At 60.7% G+C, this 19,015-nt stretch carries 21 protein-coding genes; 12 read left to right on the top strand and 9 right to left on the bottom strand.

Features of this window, described 5'->3' with window-relative positions:
• Positions 1 to 35: 35 nt before the first annotated feature.
• Positions 36 to 698 carry a cytochrome b gene (locus K408_RS0129875; RefSeq protein ID WP_433994152.1) on the bottom strand — a complete coding sequence of 221 codons (663 nt, stop codon included), beginning with the start codon at positions 696 to 698 and terminating at the stop codon, positions 36 to 38.
• Positions 699 to 964: 266 nt separating this feature from the next.
• Here K408_RS0129875 and opgC (K408_RS43985) point away from each other — a divergent pair, with 266 nt between their 5' ends.
• Together opgC (K408_RS43985) and opgC (K408_RS43980) are read left to right on the top strand one after the other, a co-directional pair.
• Positions 965 to 1,654, top strand: coding sequence for an OpgC domain-containing protein (opgC, locus tag K408_RS43985; protein ID WP_283805285.1), 690 nt, complete (start codon positions 965 to 967; stop codon positions 1,652 to 1,654).
• Positions 1,588 to 2,040, top strand: a complete 453-nt coding sequence (gene opgC, locus K408_RS43980) for an OpgC domain-containing protein (RefSeq protein ID WP_283805286.1) — start codon at positions 1,588 to 1,590, stop codon at positions 2,038 to 2,040. The genes opgC (K408_RS43985) and opgC (K408_RS43980) overlap by 67 nt, the downstream gene beginning before the upstream one ends.
• Positions 2,041 to 2,283: 243 nt before the next feature.
• Here the strand turns inward: opgC (K408_RS43980) and K408_RS42355 are convergent, their stop codons facing one another.
• Together K408_RS42355 and K408_RS43975 are read right to left on the bottom strand one after the other, a co-directional pair.
• A complete protein-coding gene (locus K408_RS42355) occupies positions 2,284 to 2,526 on the bottom strand; it encodes a hypothetical protein (RefSeq protein ID WP_155248687.1) in 243 nt (80 codons plus the stop codon).
• 225 nt (positions 2,527 to 2,751) lie between these two features.
• Complete coding sequence (locus K408_RS43975; RefSeq protein ID WP_283805287.1) at positions 2,752 to 2,886, bottom strand: hypothetical protein; 135 nt, start codon at positions 2,884 to 2,886, stop codon at positions 2,752 to 2,754.
• Positions 2,887 to 3,190: 304 nt separating this feature from the next.
• Here K408_RS43975 and K408_RS0129855 point away from each other — a divergent pair, with 304 nt between their 5' ends.
• Positions 3,191 to 3,847, top strand: coding sequence for a tetratricopeptide repeat protein (locus K408_RS0129855; protein ID WP_024341957.1), 657 nt, complete (start codon positions 3,191 to 3,193; stop codon positions 3,845 to 3,847).
• Between the two features lie 44 nt (positions 3,848 to 3,891).
• Here the strand turns inward: K408_RS0129855 and K408_RS0129850 are convergent, their stop codons facing one another.
• The 4 genes from K408_RS0129850 to K408_RS0129835 form a co-directional block, all read right to left on the bottom strand.
• Positions 3,892 to 4,215, bottom strand: a complete 324-nt coding sequence (locus K408_RS0129850; RefSeq protein WP_024341958.1) for a DUF3240 family protein — start codon at positions 4,213 to 4,215, stop codon at positions 3,892 to 3,894.
• Positions 4,212 to 7,289, bottom strand: coding sequence for an efflux RND transporter permease subunit (locus K408_RS0129845; protein WP_024341959.1), 3,078 nt, complete (start codon positions 7,287 to 7,289; stop codon positions 4,212 to 4,214). Before K408_RS0129845 ends, K408_RS0129850 begins: the two co-directional genes overlap by 4 nt.
• A 2-nt stretch (positions 7,290 to 7,291) precedes the next feature.
• Positions 7,292 to 8,365, bottom strand: coding sequence for an efflux RND transporter periplasmic adaptor subunit (locus tag K408_RS0129840; RefSeq protein WP_245265932.1), 1,074 nt, complete (start codon positions 8,363 to 8,365; stop codon positions 7,292 to 7,294).
• Positions 8,366 to 8,866: 501 nt separating this feature from the next.
• Complete coding sequence (locus K408_RS0129835) at positions 8,867 to 10,138, bottom strand: sensor histidine kinase (RefSeq protein WP_245269081.1); 1,272 nt, start codon at positions 10,136 to 10,138, stop codon at positions 8,867 to 8,869.
• Between K408_RS0129835 and K408_RS43970 the strand changes: the two genes are divergently transcribed.
• Complete coding sequence (locus K408_RS43970; RefSeq protein ID WP_283806491.1) at positions 10,139 to 10,270, top strand: hypothetical protein; 132 nt, start codon at positions 10,139 to 10,141, stop codon at positions 10,268 to 10,270.
• Here the strand turns inward: K408_RS43970 and K408_RS0129830 are convergent.
• Both K408_RS0129830 and K408_RS0129825 read right to left on the bottom strand, forming a co-directional pair.
• Entirely contained in the window at positions 10,243 to 10,908 is a 666-nt protein-coding gene (locus K408_RS0129830; protein WP_024341962.1) for a response regulator transcription factor, read from the bottom strand. The genes K408_RS43970 and K408_RS0129830 overlap by 28 nt on opposite strands.
• Positions 10,908 to 11,264 (bottom strand): PepSY domain-containing protein, encoded by a 357-nt coding sequence (locus K408_RS0129825; RefSeq protein WP_245265925.1) that lies wholly within the window; start codon positions 11,262 to 11,264, stop codon positions 10,908 to 10,910. The genes K408_RS0129830 and K408_RS0129825 overlap by 1 nt, the downstream gene beginning before the upstream one ends.
• Positions 11,265 to 11,370: 106 nt before the next feature.
• On the opposite strand from K408_RS0129825, the gene K408_RS0129820 reads away from it, so the two are divergent.
• The 8 genes from K408_RS0129820 (at position 11,371) to K408_RS0129780 (ending at position 19,013) form a co-directional block, all read left to right on the top strand.
• A complete protein-coding gene (locus K408_RS0129820; protein WP_024341964.1) occupies positions 11,371 to 11,643 on the top strand; it encodes a PepSY domain-containing protein in 273 nt (90 codons plus the stop codon).
• 10 nt (positions 11,644 to 11,653) lie between these two features.
• Complete coding sequence (locus K408_RS0129815; protein ID WP_024341965.1) at positions 11,654 to 12,220, top strand: cytochrome b/b6 domain-containing protein; 567 nt, start codon at positions 11,654 to 11,656, stop codon at positions 12,218 to 12,220.
• Between the two features lie 42 nt (positions 12,221 to 12,262).
• Positions 12,263 to 12,958 (top strand): VIT1/CCC1 transporter family protein, encoded by a 696-nt coding sequence (locus tag K408_RS0129810; RefSeq protein WP_024341966.1) that lies wholly within the window; start codon positions 12,263 to 12,265, stop codon positions 12,956 to 12,958.
• A gap of 364 nt (positions 12,959 to 13,322) precedes the next feature.
• Complete coding sequence (locus K408_RS0129805; RefSeq protein ID WP_024341967.1) at positions 13,323 to 13,586, top strand: hypothetical protein; 264 nt, start codon at positions 13,323 to 13,325, stop codon at positions 13,584 to 13,586.
• Positions 13,587 to 13,710: 124 nt separating this feature from the next.
• Entirely contained in the window at positions 13,711 to 16,392 is a 2,682-nt protein-coding gene (mgtA, locus tag K408_RS0129800; protein WP_024341968.1) for a magnesium-translocating P-type ATPase, read from the top strand.
• 267 nt (positions 16,393 to 16,659) lie between these two features.
• Positions 16,660 to 16,938 (top strand): metal/formaldehyde-sensitive transcriptional repressor, encoded by a 279-nt coding sequence (locus K408_RS0129790; RefSeq protein ID WP_024341970.1) that lies wholly within the window; start codon positions 16,660 to 16,662, stop codon positions 16,936 to 16,938.
• 5 nt (positions 16,939 to 16,943) lie between these two features.
• Entirely contained in the window at positions 16,944 to 18,005 is a 1,062-nt protein-coding gene (locus K408_RS0129785; RefSeq protein ID WP_024341971.1) for a nickel/cobalt efflux transporter, read from the top strand.
• 45 nt (positions 18,006 to 18,050) lie between these two features.
• Positions 18,051 to 19,013, top strand: a complete 963-nt coding sequence (locus tag K408_RS0129780) for a DUF6662 family protein (protein ID WP_245265926.1) — start codon at positions 18,051 to 18,053, stop codon at positions 19,011 to 19,013.
• Positions 19,014 to 19,015: the final 2 nt, after the last annotated feature.

Below are 19,015 nucleotides of genomic sequence, written 5' to 3'. Positions count from 1 at the left end.
GAGCAACCAGACACGTCTGCGACTCGTAGGACGTCTCAATCTTTGGAGTGAGGCAACATGCGGATGAGGGTACGGTCCTGAAATACCCAATGATGAATGAGCGCGGCGATCGCGTGAAACGCTGCGATGACCACCAACGCATGCGCCATAATTTCGTGCACTTCCTTCACGTTGTGGGCAAAGGCCGCATCCTTGAGCCACGGCGACGGAATGGTGGCAAGACCGAACAATGGCAACGCATCGCCACGCGCGAACTGAAGCACGATCCCGGCGACGGGCACCGCGACGAGCAAAGCGTAAAGAGTATAGTGCGCGATCGCGGCGGCAGGATCGCCCCACTCTCCGAGCCAGCCCCCAAATTCGGTCGCTTCCGATACAGGCGGTGGATTGACCGATCGCCACACCAAGCGAGCCACGAGCAGGACGAGAACCGCGAGTCCGGCCGCAGCATGAACGGCAAGACCGATCTGACGGGGTTCGCCCTTCGGCAAGTCATCGCCAAAAATGCCAAGCGCCCAAGCAACAATGACAAGAATGACCGTCAGCCAGTGCAAGCTCTGCGCAATGGCGCCATAGTTCTTGTCCGAATTGAGTAGCTGCATGTCGGAGCCTTTTGACCACACTCCTCCAAAGCGCACTTCAAGTCCTTGACGTGAATCAAGCAGGTCGAGCACGGGCTCACCAATCGGCACACCCATAAAGCGCCGCCTGCTTAAATGACCGCAGGCGGCGGGTTTTCCGACCCCGGGAGGGAGATGCAAAACCCGGTGTGTGACATGCCGCACGACCTGGAGCGGCTGCCATTTTGCTCTAGATCAAGACTCGTCCGGCCATCGAGCGCTTCCGTACCGCGTGCGGACCGGTTCCTTCTACAGCAAGGTACACGGCACGGCGGCTTCGAATTTTGCAGATTGCTTTGATAAAAACTCCGGAGAGGTCAGAGATATCTGGCGATGATCGTGACTTGCGGCTCGACGCTTGTCGTGGGCTGGCGCTCTGGTTTGTTTTCATCGACCACATCCCTGGCAACGTCTTCGAGTGGTTGACCATTCGCAACTACGGATTTAGCGACGCATCCGAAGTATTTGTTTTCGTGTCGGGCTATACGTGCATGGTCTCATACGGCGGCACGCTGCGAAATCGAGGTTGGCCAACAGTCATCGCAAGCAGCTTGCGACGCAGCTTCGAAATTTATGTTGCGTTTCTACTGCTGGTCATCAGCTATCTCACCCTGGTCTGGCAAAGCGGCTCTTATTTCGACGAAACGAACACAAGGCACTTTTTCGATAATCCAGGGACAGTTCTCATCCGTCTCCTGGCTCTCCAGTACGCTCCCGTCAACACTGATATCCTGCCCACGTTCGTCATACTGCATCTCGCATTTCCGCTCGTGCTGTGGCTTATTGCCCGTAATGCAGTAATCGCACTCGCTGCATCATTCGTGCTTTACTTGATGGTGCAGCTGTATAGCTGGCACATGCCTGCCTGGCCGACTGGTGAACTCTATTTCAATCCATTCGCTTGGCAGATCTTGTTTGTCGTCGGCGCTGCTCCGCCGGCCCATGCGTCCCACAGTTCGCTGGCTTCGTGCGACACCGAGCCGCGATATCGCTCGCCGCCGCTTACGTTCTGTTCAGCCTCATTGTCGTCTTGAGTTGGCGTGTGGATGCCTTCAAATGGCTGATCCCGCAAACGATCGAAGGCTGGATCTATCCAATCTACAAGAGCCACTTGGATCCGGTTCGGCTCATCCACTTTTTAGCCATCGTTGTTTTATTGACGCGTTTTGTGCCACCAGACGGGCACCGTCCATCCGGATTCTGGCAAAAGGCGCTGATCCGTTGCGGCGAAAACTCGCTATCCGTCTTTTGTTTGAGCGTGTTAGTCTCGTTTATTGGGTTCGTTCTACTGAACCGGGTATCCGACGGATTGCCAATGCAAGCCGCAGTCAGCGTGCTTGGCATCGCCTTCATGGTTGCGATTGCTAACCTTCTTACATGGGAAGCGAAACTCGACCGGCGGGGTCCATCCCTACTCTAGGGCGCATAGCTGGGAAGGTCCTCGCGCTCGCGGGTGACCTTTGCGAGGCGGGCCGGCAAGCGAAGACGCTGGATTACCGACCCGTGCTGGATCATAGCCGCCAACTGTGAGCGACCCGAAAGCGGCAGTGACTTCTCCAAGGACCGTGAAGGGTTTCGAATGCCGGCCGCGACGGTGCTGCGGCAAGCTCTGGCAGCCGGCGTCCGAAAGCCATCATAAGGGGCGACATAGGGCCGAGAGATATCAGATAAAGCCTTCGATGTATTCTCGCACCGCCCTAGTGTCGCCAGCCGCGGCAGCACAGATGCCAAATGCATGGATTTCATGAGGCAATGCGCTGCTTGGGCTGCTGACGATATCCGTCATCATCGAAGAAACCGCCTCGCGCATACGGCCGGCGCTCAGAAGCGCGAGCGCGGATTCCTTGCTCCGTTCAAGATGTTCTTCTCGCGTTAACATAGAAGGCTGGGGGCGGGTGATGACCAAAAAAGGCTGTTCCTCATTGGCTTGGCAGTCAATCCCTCGAGAGTGTCAAAAGGAACGGAGGCGGGTTAGGAGACGACGCCTTCAATGAAAGAGGCCGCCAACTGAGGCGGCCTCTGTACTGAGGGCGACGATTGGGGGCTGGCTCAAACGACGCCATCTTGTGCTTATAGGCTAACTCCGACCGGCGATGTTGATTTAACGCAAGCGGGGGCCAACTCGGCGACGTCAGTTCATCTTGCGCCGTAGCTTTTGGATGATCTCCCGCAGCCCGGCGGCGTACTCCTCGATGATGCGCCGCGCTTCCTCCAACCGGGAGGGCTTGGTCTCCTGCAGCTCGCTCTGTTTGTCGGGCTCGGTCATGGCCCAACGTCGCCGGAGAACCGGCGGGCCCGTTGCGCTAGATCAAGGGAAGGGTGGCAACTGAGGCGGGCTTACCCTGCCTGCCCGAAGCCAATCCAGGCTTCGGAGGCGCGTTTCTGCCGACGACAGCGGCCATCTTTCCATTTGCTCCGCCGTCGGCGTGCGCTTGAGAGGATGTCTGACAAGATCCTGTTGATCAATGTCAGTCAGATGTCAGCTACCAACCGCCATATTGGCGCGCACCAAAAAACGGCGAGACTGAGCGACCAACGTCTGAGATCGCGAATTGGCAAGAGTGCAGGCAATGAAGGAATCGCTGGTAAGAGTTGCGGCCGGCGCAACACTCAAAGCAGGTCTGACAGGCGCAGCGATGACTGCGTTACTGGTCGCGTTTTGCACCTCGCCAGCTTCAGCCCTGACCGACGAAGACTGGGATACCTGCGCACGTTCCGCTGAGCTATCGTCTGATCGCCCGATCCGGGGATGCACGGCGGTGATCTCCGCAGGGGAGCGGGTTCTCGCCCAATTGGTCGCGGCTTACAACAATCGTGGGCTTGCGTTCAGGGCTAATGGAGATCTGGACCGCGCCATAGAGGACTACGATCAGGCCATTCGCCTGATGCCCGACCACTATGTTGCCATCAACAATCGGGGCGTGGCGTTGATGGCCAAGGGCGAGTTAGACCGCGCGATCACGGATTTTGATCACGCGATTCGATTGAAATCGGACTACTTCGCAGCCTTTGCTGCTCGAGCCGCGGCTTATAGCCGCAAAGGCCTGTTCGACCGTGCTATCGCCGACCTCGACGTTGTCATCAAAGCAGATCCGAAAAATCAGGTTCTCATCCGCGAGCGCGGAACGATCAAGTCAAAAATGGGCGACGGGGTCGGTGCGGAAGCGGATTTTCGCCGAGCTGAGGTCCTCGGCTCCAGCAGTACGGCCCCGGTTCGCCCGAAATAACGTTCGCCTCGATCTGGCACGAAAGGTCGAGGGATCGGCAAACTTCACCGATAGGGGACGTCGATCACACCAAATTCCGAAACCGGCACGATCCAATAGATGATTCTGGATCCAGCGAACGCCGCCTTCAGTCGTTCGAGCAACTCAGCCGCGGCTCGTACCTCGAGGATCGTCCGCACTATCAACTCGTCAGCATGTCCCTTCACCCGCTCCTCCGGCGTCTGCAATCGGACGTCGGGACCGTGGCCCGCGGCGTCAGAAGCCGTGAACCCGGAAACGAGATCGCGCTGCTCGCTGAGATAGTCGAACAACTCGCTGCGGAGCGCTCGGCCGGCGATTAGTGTAAGGCAGACGAACTTGGCACTCATTTGGCACCCTTCACAATGCCACCAAACCGTCGATAGAGGATTGGCAGAAGGATCAGCGTCAAAGCCGTCGACGACAACAGGCCGCCGATCACCACGATCGCGAGAGGCCGCTGGATCTCTGATCCCGGGCCGGTCGCAAATAACAGAGGGATCAGGCCCAAGGCCGTGATGCTCGCCGTCATCAGGACGGGCCTGAGCCTGCGCTGGGAGCCCTCAATGACAATGCGGCCCTCCGGCACACCATGAGCGCGTAGCTGGTTGAAATAGGAGACCAGCACGACACCGTTGAGCACCGCAATTCCGAGCAGCGCAATGAACCCGACCGAGGCCGGAACCGAAAGATATTCGCCGGTAAGCACCAGGGCAAAGACACCGCCAATCACGGCAAACGGAATATTGACCAAAACCAGTAGCGCCTGTCGGATCGAACCGAAGGTTGTGAACAGCAGTACAAATATCAGCCCGATCGCCACTGGCACCACAATCGACAGGCGCGCGGCGGCGCGTTGTTGGTTCTCGAACTGCCCGCCCCAAGTGAGTCTATAACCCTCTGGCAAGGGCAACTCCGCAGCGACCTTCTGCCGGGCAGCCTCAACAAAGCCGACCATGTCGCGACCGCGAACGTTGGCCCGCACGACGCTCATTCGGTTCCCGTTCTCGCGATTGACCAGGACGGGACCGTCCACCCGATGAATGCGGGCCACTTGCGACAGGGCCACATGCTGACCCGAGGCGAGAGTTAGGGGCAAGCTTGCGAGCAGCGTAGGCGCTTCACGTGTGGATTCGCTGCCACGCACGAGGATGGGGGTGCGGCGCCCTTCTTCCAGCACAGTTCCGATCGTACGCCCTTCGATCTGGGTGCGCAGCGAATTGGAGATGGCGTCCACCGTCAGTCCGAGGCGTCCCGCCTCCATTCGGTTCACGGCTACGGTGTAGTATTGCGCACCTTCGTTCACAGTAGTGTAGACGTCTTCGGCGCCGTCGATGCCCGACAAGATGGTGGATAGCTTGCTCGCAATCTCATTGAGCTTAGCGATATCAGTTCCAAAGATCTTCACTGCGACATCGCCGCGCACGCCGCTGATCATCTCCTGCACGCGCATGTCGATCGGCTGTGTAAAGCTGAGCGATAGTCCCGGAAAATCGCCGAGCACCTGCCGCAGCTCTTCAATCAGGGCAGATTTGTCGACCGTCTTTCGCTCTGCTGCGGGCTTCAGAACCAGGAACGTGTCGGTCTGGTTGGGTCCCATTGGGTCGAGCCCGAGCTCGTCGGATCCTGTCCGGGCCACTATATTCTTGACGTCAGGGATCTTCGCGAGGATCGCGGACTGAAGTCGGGCGTTGATCGCAATCATTTCGTCCAGATTGATCGATGGCAGTGCCTCGACGCTGACGATCGTGTCGCCTTCATCCATCGTCGGCATAAACGTCTTGCCGAGCTGGGTATAGGCGTAGCCGGCAGCGACAAGCGCCGCGACTGCCGCGATGATTACCTTGCGCTCATTGTTCAGAGCCCAAGCAAGTGCAGGCGCATAAAGCCGCGACGCGATTCGGATCAACCAGGGTTCATGGTGCGACGTGCTCTTGAGGAGAAAGGAAGTTGCCACGGGGATGACCGTGAGGGCCAAGAGCAGCGAGCCAGCGAGCGCAAAGATGATCGCGAGCGCCACAGGGATGAACAACTTCCCTTCGAGTCCCTCTAGCGTCAGCAGCGGCACAAAGACGATCATGATAATCAGTACGCCCGAGGCGACCGGCTGGAGCACCTCGGACACCGAGCGATAGATGATATGGACGAGCGGCGCGGCCTTGCCCTGCGGTTCCTTGCTGAGATTTCCCACGACGTTCTCGACCACTACCACCAGCGCGTCGATCAGCATGCCGATGGCGATGGCAAGGCCGCCCAGACTCATCAGGTTTGCCGACATGCCGACGATGCGCATGACGATCAGCGCAATAACGATCGCGAGCGGCAGGCTTAGTGCGATCACCAGGGAGGCACGCCAGTTGCCGAGAAATAGCAGGAGGAGGACGACGACCAGGACGGTTGCTTCGCCAAGCGCGCGGATGACGGTGCCAACCGCACGGTCGACCAGCCGGCCGCGGTCATAAAAGACTTGGATACTGACGCTTTGAGGTAGTGATTGTTTGATCTCGTCAAGCCGTGCCTGCACGTCGGCCACGAGTTGGCGCGCATTGGCGCCTCGCAGACCTAGGACAAGTCCCTCGACCGTTTCGCCGTGACCGTCGGCGGTGACTGCGCCGTACCGTGTCAACGCGCCCAGCTGAACGCGAGCAATGTCCTTGACCCGGATCGGAACGCCATCCTTGGTATCGACGACGATTTGCCTGATGTCGTCGATGGTCCGAATGCTGCCTTCGATGCGCACAAGAGCGCTGTCTTCGCCCTGATTGACCCGACCGGCTCCGTCGTTGCGGCTGTTGGTCTCGATCGCGCGCCGAAACATCTCAGAGGAAATGCCGCGTGCCGCAAGCGCATCGTTGAGCGGGACGATCTCAAACGCCCGGACATAACCGCCGAGCGCATTGACATCGGCCACTCCCGGCACTGTCCGCAGCGCCGGACGGATCACCCAATCGAGCAGACTTCGCCGCTCGGCCAGCGAGAGCTCGGCACTTTCGATGGTGAACATGAACATTTCGCCGAGCGGACTGGTGATCGGGGCTAGTCCTCCAGTGACTCCTTCAGGCAGGTCGCGACTGATGTTGGCCAAGCGTTCGGACACCTGGTTGCGGGCCCAGTAGATGTCGGTGCCATCTTCAAAATCGACTGTGACATCGGCGAGCGCGTATTTGGTGGTCGAGCGCAGGATCTTCTTGTTTGGCAGCCCAAGCAGTTCGAGCTCGATAGGCACCGTGACCCGCTGTTCTACCTCTTCCGGCGTGAGACCCGGCGCCTTCATAATGACTTTGACCTGGACGGGCGAGACATCCGGAAAGGCGTCAATCGGCAGACTGGGCAACATAACCAGTCCGGCGCCGATCAATAGAAGCACGCCAAGAGCGACGAATAACCGCTGGGAAAGCGCAAATGCGACGAGACGTTCGAGCATGACTAGCCCGCTCCCAGCTTCAACAGGATTCCGCGGAGCGCGGAGATGCCGCTAACTGCAACATCGTCGTTGTTCGTGATGGCGCCGGAGACCACGACATGATCCTGGTCCTCCTCAAGAAGCGTAACCGGCACCAGGCGGAAGCCGTCCTGCGTTGCCACGAACACAGAAGCTTGCTCACCGCGGCGGAATAGCGCGCTGTAAGGAAGTTCCCAAGCGTTGTCCCTTTTGGAGGCAAAGGAGATGCGAGCCGCAGCAGTTTGTCCCGGCCGCAAATCGCCCGAGTTAGGTACCTCTGCCCGGACCAGCACGGTTTGCGTAGCCGGATCGGTCGTTTCTGACACCAGAACCACCTGGCCTGGGGTCTCGTAGCCGTCGACCTCCACCTTGGCGCCTTGTCTAATGGCCTTGATGTTCGAGGCCGGAACCGCGATCTCGACCCATAGTGGAGAAAGCTGTGCGATCTTGATCAATGGCGCCGATTGCTCCACGCGTTGGCCAGGAGAAACGGCAATATCAATCACCGTCGCTGGTCGCGGAGCGGCGACCGTAAGGGTCGCGCTGATCGTTGCCTCGCTGGTCAGTCTTGAGATTGTCTCATCTGAAAGGCCACTGAGACGAAGCATCTGACGGCGCTCCGCGACCGCAATGCTCGCCTGCCTTGCCTCGGCCTGGCTTGCCTCAAGGACGCGCTGCGCTACCGCATTGCCCTGAAAGAGCTGAGTGTTGCGGTTGAGTTGCTGAGTAGCCAGGACTTCCTGCGCAACGGCATGCAGATAGTCGCGCTGCTGCGACACGAAGCCCTGGCTCTCCATGGTGACGAGCGGCTGCCCAGCGGCGACGCGGTCCCCTCGCGCCACTGAAAGGTTGGTGACCATGCCAGCCACCGGAGCGCTAACGACCCACAATTGTGGCGTGGGGACTACGATCTGGGCCGGATAAGGGAGTGTCTTGTCGGTCGGACTTGCAACAGGATGAACGACACGAACTCCCAAGCTTGTTGCCTGCTCAGGGCTGAGTTTCACTCCATCCTCGGCCATCGATATAGAAGGCACAGCCAGAAACGCCGCTACCATCAGGGTGCGGGTGCCGCTGCTCCACAAGCGCGCTGTTAAACTCCGATGCATTGTCAAGATCCCATTGCAGCGATCGAGACCGGAGATCTGGCCGTTGGACCAACTATCCTCCGACCTGCATGTCAGGGGGTTGATATTCATCAACTGCCTCGCCAATCGCTGTTTGAACAATAAGACACCTTCGCTGACCGGAAGCTGTTGAGGCATGTCAGCAAATTGTAAGGTCCAATCGGCGATAAGGCTGGCTATGAAGCCGAAGTGGTACATCTCGTTCGAACCAGCGAACCGCGGAACAAACCGCATTTACCGGCGCGAGACCAAAACCTTTCTCACGGAAGCGGAGGCCAAGGCGTTTGCCCGGATGATTCTCGAATGCGCCCTGCACATTTCCGCCGGCACAATAAATCCCGTTCAGCCCAAACGAGTGATTGGATCGAAGCGAGAACTTTCTGAGTGGCTTTCTCGGACTTGATCAAAATACTGGCGCCGGCACTTATAGCGTCAGGCTTGCTGCGGGGAAGGTGCCGAGGCGTTCGATTGTTGAGCGATTCTCGCCTTCAGCCCGCCGAGCTCCGACTTCGAGAGGTGCAGCCCCCACTCATACGCGTCCAGGACGTCCTGGACGATTGCAAGACCCAGGCCCGCGGTTCCCCCGCGCTCGTCAAGGCGGGCACCGCGCTCGATCACCCGCTCGAGCTGACTTGGCTCGATCCCTTCGCCATCATCTTCGACGACAAGGGACAGCCCGTCGTCGTCGGCGGTGATGCGCACACGTTCCGTGGCATGGCGGGCGGCGTTCTCGATCAGATTGCCTAGCACTTCCGCGAGGTCGGTCCTGTCGAGCGGGAGGGACAGATCGTCGCCGACAAGGTTCTCGAACGTCACTCGCGCGCCGTCGGGAGTGCGCGAGATGGTCGCGATGATCGACCCTATGAGCGGCTTCACAGAGACGGATGTTGCGGCGTTACTCCTGGCGCTACCGCGAATCCTCGCCCGCGCGAGTTCGCGGTCGACATGACGGCCCATGGCTTCGCCGACGGCGTCGATGTCCCGAGCAATGTCGCGCTCGCCCCGCTCCCGTAGGCGCGAAGCATCGGCCGCAAGAGCGGCAAGCGGCGTCTTCAGCCCGTGCGCCAGGTCCGCGGCGCGACCGCGGGAACGTTCGATTTCGTGTTCCTGCGCATCAATGAGTGCGTTAACTTCCTCGACGAGAGGTTGGACTTCGGTCGGGACCGAGGATGGCAGGTGGCGAATTCGCCCTGCTCTGATATCGGCCACTCCGCGGCGCAGCGCGACCAGCGGATGCAAGCCGATGCCGACCTGGACCCAGGTCGCAATGGCCAGCACACAACCGAGAAGGACGAGCGCGATCGAGAGATCCTTGGCGAACGCCGAGCTTGCCTCCGACACCCTCGCCAGGTCCTCGGCGACGGCAAGGCGGACGGTAACCGGCTTCCCGCCCGCGGAAAGAGTGACGGCGCGCTCGGCGACCAGCACGCGCTGCCCACCGGGACCGGAAGCTTCGTGCTGGTGCGTTTCGCCAGGACTCGGCCGATCGGCCGGAAGCTCCATGGCCGAATCCCACAGCGACCGCGAGCGAAGCAACTGCCCGTGATCATCGCCGACTTGCCAGTAGAGCCCGGAAAGAGGATCCGCGAACCGCGGATCGACCGGGGTCTGGGACAGCACCAGCTTGCCCTGAGGGTCGACGTCGATATTGGCGAGAAGCTGCTTCAGATGAACGTCGAGATCTTGCGCCAGGGTGCGTGACACATGGCGTTCGAAGAGGACGACGAGCCCCCCACCGGCAATCGCAAGCGCGATCAGGATCGCGACGATGCCGCCGGCGACGAGTCGCAGTCTGAGCGAGTGTCGTTTCATGCGGGCGCATCAGGCATCATGTAACCGAACCCCCGCCGCGTTTCGATCGAGTCCGCGCCAAGCTTCTTGCGCACACGCCCGACCAGCACCTCAAGTGTGTTGGAATCGTGCTCTTCGCCGTGACCGTAGACGTTCTCGTCAATCTCCTGCTGCGAGACGACTCGCCCGCGATTACGGAGGAGGTGGGCAACTAGCCTGTACTCGAGCGGTGAGAGCGTGATTGGCACGCCGCGGCGGGTCACCTTCATCTGCCGCTCGTCGAGCGTGATCTCACCCGCCGTTATGACCGACGAGCCGTGCCCTGCCGAGCGCCGAACGATGGATCGCAACCGGGCGAGGAGCTCCTCCATCCGGAACGGCTTCGGCAGGTAGTCGTCGGCGCCAGCGTCGATGCCATCTACGCGCTCGGCCCAGCTTCCCCGTGCCGTGAGGATGAGAACAGGCATGTGGCGGCTGTTGGCGCGCCAACGCTTCAGGACGGCGAGGCCGTCCATTCCGGGCAGACCCAGGTCGAGAACGACGGCACCGTAATCCTCCGTATCGCCGAGGAACCAGGCGTCCTCTCCGCTCGCAACGGTCTCGACCACGTACCCGGAGGCTTCGAGCGCGTGCGAGATATCCGACGCGATCCGCTGGTCGTCCTCGACAACAAGCACGCGCATCACTTCACCCTCGTTCGCCCAATTTCGCCGCTTCGGGCGTCAACGTGGATCTCAAGCAGCTGCCCCTCCTCGTCGACGACCCGGAATTCGTACATCCAGACGCCGGCCTCTCGTTCGAGTTTCACGCCGACGACCTCGCCCCGAAGCTTCCCCTTGACCATGTTCAGAACGTCGGAAAGCGGGCGTATCTCGCCAGCCTCCACCGCCCGTCGCGCGTCATCATGATCGCGGCCGAGCGCCGGCGCCCCGGTCGCCGCAAGCAGAAGGGCGGTTGCAAGGATAAGCGCGCGAACTCGGTGCGGGCGTAAGTCCATGAAGAAACTCGTCATCCGGAGGATATGGATGCCAGATATCACCTGACAATTCGCTGACTTGGCTCAACAGGCACCTGTCAGGCCGCTTCTGGCAGGTTGCCTCGCATCGCCGCCGCATTGTGCGGCCGGCCACCGTCAGGAGATACCTATGCGAACGATCGCCATTCTTACCGTCGCCGCTGTCACGCTCGGAGCGGCCGCCGCCCAGGCCGGCAGCCTCGGCAAGCCGTGCACGTCGGCCCCGGAGGCCCAGTGGCTGCCGATCGCGCAGTTGCAGGCCAAGGTCGAGGCCCAGGGCTACAAGGTCCAGAAGGCCAAGCTCAAGAACGCTTGCGGCGAACTCTATACGCTCGACAAGAACGGCAACCGGGTGGAGCTGTTCGTGGACCCGACCAACGGCCAGATCATCGGCCAAATGTGACGATCCGCAAATGAGAACCCTGAGCAACACGATCGGAGCCGGCGGCGCGATGCCGCCGGCCACGGTCAAGGTCTGGGATCCGTTCGTCCGGATCTTCCACTGGTCGCTGGCGAGCTTGTTCGTTCTGGCCTACGCCACCGGCGACGAGATCGAGTGGATGCACGTCGCGGCCGGCTACGCCATCGCCGGCCTCCTCGCTATCCGCGTCATCTGGGGCTTCATCGGCCCGCGACATGCGCGCTTTTCCAACTTCGTTCGTCCGCCGCGCGAAGTGCTCGATTATGTGCGGGACCTCGCCCTGCTGAGGGCTCCGCGCTACATCGGGCACAACCCGGCAGGCGGGGCCATGATCGTCGCGCTCCTTGTGGCGCTGGCCAGCACGTGTGCGACGGGCTACATGATGACTACGGATGCCTACTGGGGCTCCAAGCTGATCGAACACGTCCACGAATTCTTGGCTAACCTGACCGTCGGCCTGGTCGTGGCGCATGTCCTCGGCGTACTGATCGCGAGCTTCGAGCATCGTGAGAACTTGGTCGCGTCCATGATCTCCGGCCGCAAGAGGGCTGCTGATTGAGCAGCTTTCCTTCAAACCAGAACCGCAACCAGGAGCGCCTCCGTGCCAGCCACCCCTCACATCGAAAAGCACTTCACCGCCTCCGAAAGCGTCCGTGACGTCGTGATCGGGATGGCCGACGGCTTGACGGTCCCGTTCGCGTTGGCGGCCGGTCTCTCGGCCGCGGTCACCAGCACGGACGTGATTGTCACCGCGGGCTTGGCCGAAGTCGTCGCCGGCGCCATCGCGATGGGCCTTGGCGGGTATCTCGCTGCCCGCACGGATGCGGAGCACTACGCCGCCGAAGAACAGCGGGAGCACCACGAAATCGATCACCTGCGCGAGCGGGAGATCGACGAGGTCGAGCAGATCTTCCGCGAGTACGGCCTCGAAGGAGATGCGCTCAAGTCCGTCGTCGGCGCGGTCGCGGCGAACCGGCAGCGATGGGTCGACTTCATGATGCGCTTCGAGTTGGGGCTTGAGCGTCCCGACCCCAAGCGCGCGCCGATCAGCGCCGCCACGATCGGAGGCTCGTACGTAGTCGGCGGTTTGATTCCACTCGTGCCCTACATGTTCACGCAAAACATCGGTACGGCCTTGCAGATTTCGGTGGGGGCGACCGGTGTAGCCCTGCTGTGCTTCGGAGCCGTCAAAGGGCACTTCACCGGCGTCAACAAGATCAAGTCGGCGCTGCAAACGCTGCTGGTGGGCGGATTGGCCGCGGGAGCGGCATTTTGGCTCGCCCACCTCTTCGGGTAAGTGCACATCCTGGTGCTTTCAAGAAATGAGACGGAGCATCGATCAATTCGATTGTGTAAGATTGTTCATCTCCAAATGGCACATCCCAATTTGCGATCCCGTCGGCGATTTCTGCTTGACAGCTGCGTGGTGCAGGAGCATTCGGACCGCATGAACTCGGAGTTCCGAGTTCATTTCAAACCGACCGAAACGAGAAATGGACAGCTACCCTAGTCGCTGTCCGGTGGCGCCAAGCCGGCTTCATCGGACACAAACCCAACCCACTGGGACTGCTCCCGGCGTTACCCGTCGGGCGAGCACGCGCCGGGCCTAGCGTCCTGTCTGCTCGCCTTCCTGGACCGTCGGGCCGGTCCGGAGGTGAGCCATGAGCATCAACAACATCGTCTTTCTTCGCGGCAATGTTGCCGCGCCCGCACTCCGCAGGGGTCGGGCGAACGTCAACATCCAGCATCACCGGGCCGAAGATCGCCGCTGCGCCGATGCGCCGCGGGCGGCCAATCGCATCGTGCCGATCATGGTTTGGCGCACGAACCCGTTGAGCAAGCGCCCCGAATGTTGCTGGGTTGTCGATCACGGCGCAACTGACGAGGGCGTCAGTTGCAGCGATAACTTGCCTCGCGCCGCCTAGCCCGCCTCTTTCCATATCCGGATTCCGAAACCTGCCGCCATGCCAAGCCGCACGCGGCGGGGACGCCTTGCCGCGTCTCCGAGTCAGCATCCGGACCATCGCGCGAAACGACGAGTCATCTGCCATGAATATCGAAGCAAAACATGTCCTGAACGGTCGTGAACCGCGCCGCAACAAGCAGGTCTCATCCACCCTCCTGACGGAGCTCGCCGAGTGCGCGCCTGAGGACGCTCTCACGCGGCTCGACACCACCCGCAGCGGCCTGCCCGAGGACCAGGTCGAAGCCCGGCAGGAGCAGTACGGCCTCAACGAGGTCACGCATGAGCGGCCGCCGACCTGGTATCAACAGCTCTTCCACGCCTTCCTGACGCCGTTCAATGGCGTGCTGTTCACGGTCAGCATCGTATCGCTGTTCTCCGACGTGATCTTTGCCGCGCCGGAAGATCGCTCGTTCAGAACGATCATCGTCCTGATCTCAATGGTGCTGCTCAGCACGCTCTTGCGGTTTTGGCAGGAGTTCCGGTCGAACAAGGCGGCCGAAGAACTCAAGGCCATGGTCAGTTCGACGACCGCGGTGCTGCGCGCCGGCATGTCGCGCCCCCAGGAGATGCCAATTTCCGAACTGGTCCCCGGCGACATCGTCTGTCTGTCGGCAGGCGATATGGTGCCGGCGGATGTGCGGCTGCTGACCGCGAAAGACCTGTTCGTCAGCCAGGCGATGCTGACCGGGGAATCCATCCCGCTGGAGAAGTACCCCGTTCCGGTGGGCACCAAGAGCGCGAGCCAGGCTCGTGGCGCTCTGGAGCTGGAAACCGCCTGCTTCATGGGCACGAACGTTGTGAGCGGCACGGCAACGGCCGTTGTCGCAGCGACTGGCGATGCGACCTACTTCGGCGCGATGGCGCGGGACATCGTAGGCGGGCGTCCCCTCACCAGCTTCGATATTGGCATCAACCGGGTCTCGTGGATGCTGATCCGCTTTCTGCTGGTGATGACCCCACTGGTGTTCCTCATCAACGGGCTGGGCAAGGGTGCCTGGCTGGAATCGCTGCTGTTTGCCGTCTCCGTCGCGGTCGGCCTGACCCCGGAAATGCTCCCGATGATCGTAACCGCAAACCTCGCAAAGGGCGCGGTCATGATGGCTCGGCGCAAGAGCATCGTGAAGAACCTCAATGCCATCCAGAACTTCGGCGCGATGGACATTCTGTGCACGGACAAGACCGGCACGCTGACGCAGAACAAGGTGATTCTCGAGCGGCACCTCGACATCCACGGCAAAGAGGACAGCCAGGTGCTGGAGCTCGCCTGGCTGAACAGCTTCCATCAGACCGGACTTAAGAATTTGCTCGACGTGGCCGTCCTCGAATACGCCGAGCAAGACAAGCTGGTCGGCAAGCTTCAGCACTATCAAAAGGTCGACGAAATTCCGTTCGATTTCGTGCGTCGCCGCATGTCGGTGATCGTCCGCAACGGCAACAAGAATCTCCTGGTGTGCAAGGGCGCGGTCGAGGAAGTGCTCGCGCTGTGCACCTCCGCTGACGACAACGCGGCTGCGCCTGACGGCGTGGTGCCGTTCACCGGCGAGATGCGCCAAAAGGTACGCGCCATCACCATGGATCTGAACGAGGACGGCTTGCGTGCCCTGGCGGTGGCGTACAAGGCGCTGCCGCTCGAAGATCGCGCCTACACCGTCTCCGACGAACAAGACCTCGTCCTCGCGGGCTACGTGGCGTTCCTCGATCCGCCCAAGGACACAGCGCGCGAAGCAATCGCCGCGCTCCGGGAACACGGGGTCGACACCAAGATCATCACCGGTGACAACGAGGTGGTTACACGCAAGATCTGCAAGGAAGTCGGGCTTGTCGTCAACAAGGCCATGACGGGCAAGGAGGTGGCCGCCATGTCCGACGCCGAGCTTGCCGATATCGCCGAGCGCGCCACCATCTTCACCAAGATGTCTCCGATGGAGAAGTCGCGGGTCATCCGCGCGCTTCAGAGCAAGGGCCACACCGTCGGCTATCTCGGCGACGGCATCAACGACGCCGCGGCCCTCAAGGACGCAGACGTCGGAATTTCGGTCGATACCGCCGTCGACATCGCCAAGGAATCGGCCGACATCATCCTGCTCGAAAAGAGCCTCCTCGTGCTCGAAGAGGCCGTCATCGAGGGACGTAAGACATTCGCCAACATCATCAAGTACATCAAGATGACGGCGAGCTCGAATTTCGGCAACGTATTCAGCGTGCTGGTTGCAAGCATCTTTTTGCCGTTCCTGCCGATGCTGCCCATCCAACTGCTGATCCAGAACCTGCTCTACGACATCTCGCAGGTTTCGATCCCGTGGGACGATGTGGACGAGGACTATCTGAAGCAACCTCGGAAATGGGACGCCAGCGGCCTTGCGCGCTTCATGATGTTCATCGGCCCGATCAGCTCGATCTTCGATATCGTGACCTTCATCGTCATGTGGCACGTGTTCGGAGCCGATTCGGTCGAGAAGCAGTCGCTGTTTCAATCGGGCTGGTTCGTGGTCGGCCTGCTGACGCAGACGCTGATCGTGCACATGATCCGCACGCAGCACATCCCGTTCATCCAGAGCCGAGCTGCCATGCCGGTGATCCTACTCACCGCAAGCATCATGGCGATTGGCATCTATTTGCCGTTCTCGCCGCTTGGTGCGCACGTCGGAATGGCACCCTTGCCGGAGGCCTATTTCCCGATCCTGGTCGCAATCCTGCTGAGCTACTGCCTGCTCACGCAATTGATCAAGCGCCTGTACATCCGCCGCTTCGGCCAATGGCTATAGGGACGGATCATGCGACCCGATAACGCTTGGGAGCGGATCGGAGATCGCGCCAAACGCTACGCCGCGAGCGCCATGATCCGCCTCGCTCGCGGCATCCTGCTGGGTTCTCGGAAGTTGCATCAAGCCGAGTTGATGAACTGGCCGACGCAAAACGCGCCTATCACCTTAGCGGCGAAATCTGGCGACTCGGCTGGCTCTTGAGCAGGCCGAGGGGTCGCCATCATCGTTGGAGTTGACTGTCATAGGGTACCCCCCTATATTATCTTCATGTCACATACGATCAAACACAAGTCAAAGCTGCTCGCTCGCGTCCGGCGCATTAAGGGGCAACTCGACGCCGTCGAACGAGCGCTGGAGGCGGAGCTTGGCTGCACGGACGTGCTGATGCTGGTCGCGTCAGTGAAGGGCGCCGTTGGCGGTCTGACGGCCGAGCTGCTCGAAGACCACATCCGCCATCATGTCGTTGATCCCGCCCACGAAAAGGACCCGGAAAAGGCCAAGGGCGCCGCTGACCTGATCGAAGTTGTCCGAACGTACTTGAAGTGAGTGAAATGACAGACCTATCTCAACTGCTCCAACAGAGCAGCGCACACGCATGGCTATTCGTGCCCAGCGCAATCCTGCTCGGCGCACTTCACGGTCTCGAGCCCGGTCACTCCAAGACCATGATGGCCGCGTTTATCGTTGCGATCAGAGGCACAGTCGTTCAGGCCGTACTCCTCGGCCTGTCGGCAACAATCTCCCATACTGCGATCGTTTGGGTGATCGCGCTCGCGGGTCTCCATTTCGGCCAAGAACTCTCAGGAGAGCGCAGCGAGGCCTATCTGCAACTAGCATCGGCCGTGATCATCGTCGGCATCGCAGGCTGGATGGTCTGGCGCACTTGGCGGGATCAGAACGCCGAGCATGACCACCACCATCACGACGAGCCGCAATCCATCTCGCTGGCCGGACAGTCGCTGTTGCTGGAGATCTTCGAGGACGACGTCCCTCCGCACTGGCGGGTCCGGAGCGAAAACGGTGCCCTGCCCTCCGCCGCCGCCGTGCAGGTAACGACCATCCGGGAGGACGGCGCCGAGCAGACGTTCGCGTTTGCGGCCCGGGACGGATACCTGGAGAGCCTCGAGGAGATTCCAGAGCCTCACGCGTTTAAGGCGCGCGTCTCACTCGCTGGGGATACCGCCGAAGTGCTGTTCGAGGAGCACGATCACAACCACATGGAGCTCGGCGACGAGGATGATGCTCACGCCCGTGCTCACGCGGCAGACATCCGGAAGCGCTTCGCGGGGCGTACAGTCACGACAACGCAGATCGTCTTGTTCGGTCTCACGGGCGGTCTGATCCCGTGCCCGGCAGCAATCACCGTGCTTCTGCTCTGCTTCCAACTGAAGCAGTTCACCCTCGGCTTCATGCTGGTGCTATGCTTTGGTATCGGTCTCGCGATCACTATGGTTTCAGCCGGCGTCCTGGCGGCGCTCAGCCTGCGGCACGTCGAGCGCCACTGGAGCGGCTTTAGCCGCTTCGCGCACCGCGCTCCCTACGTGTCTGCGGCTTTGATCGTCTTGGTTGGATTCTATACCGGGTGGCTGGGCCTGCACGAAATCGTTTCTTGATCTGCTCAAACATGGCCAGCCATGCAGCGCAAATGGTGCCGTCGGATGAAGCTCACAAATGTCGAATCTATGTGGCTCGGGCTGACGAAGGCTATCATGCAGCGCAACTCAAGCGTTGCTATTGTCCGGCGATCAAGGTCTGCGCTGATATGTCGGTTGGTGACCAGACTGGCTTTTGCCGCTCTCGTGGCGGTCAACGCGCGCGTTCCTGCGCGCGCCTCCGACGTCGATAGCGAGCACATTTTCGGGTTCACGGAAGGAGCCGACATCGGCAGGGCAGGCGAGCGGGAGGCTGAAAGCGAAAACATCGGGCACCTGGGTAAGTCGGCGGGCAGTTATGCGGCGCTGCTTCAAACCGACTCGGTCAAGATACTGCCGATCGACAATTTCCGGGTATCCGCCAATGTCGTGCTGGCCCATTTCGGGATTTCTGGTGTGCCCGACCTCGCCGATCATCAGCTCACTGGTTTGCAGGGAGCTTCGTTCGAAGCCCGCTACATGCTGATCAACAGGCGTAGCGGACCGTTCGGATTAACGGCCATTTTCGAACCGCGCTGGAGCCAAATCGACGCCAATAGCGGCGAGCACCTGACGGCGTATGGTGCCCTCCTCACGCTCGTTGTCGACAAGGAACTGATAGATGATCGCTTATTGGCAACGCTCAACGTCCTCTACGATGGGCAAACGACACGTTTTCCTGCCGTCGACAATTGGATCCATGATTCGAAGATCGGTGTATCGGCTGCCCTGTCCACGCGAATCACATCAGCCGCATTTGTTGGTGGAGAGCTTCGTTACCTCCGCGTCTTTGATGGACTTGGCCTGGATACGTATTCCGGCCAGGCGCTGTTCGCCGGCCCAACGTTCTATGTGCAGATCGCGCAAGGCATGGCGCTTTCTGGGGCGTGGAATACGCAGGTCACCGGCCGAAGCTCCGGTGGCGGCCCGCTCGATCTGGTCCACTTCGAACGACACCAGGTGAAGCTGCGCTTCAACTCCAATTTCTAGAA

It is taken from the genome of Bradyrhizobium sp. in8p8 (genome assembly GCF_000426845.1).
GTDB classification, from domain to species: Bacteria; Pseudomonadota; Alphaproteobacteria; order Rhizobiales; family Xanthobacteraceae; genus Bradyrhizobium; species Bradyrhizobium japonicum_C.
The sequence above is the reverse complement of the archived record's forward strand: the minus strand, read 5'-3'. Positions and strand labels throughout refer to the sequence as shown.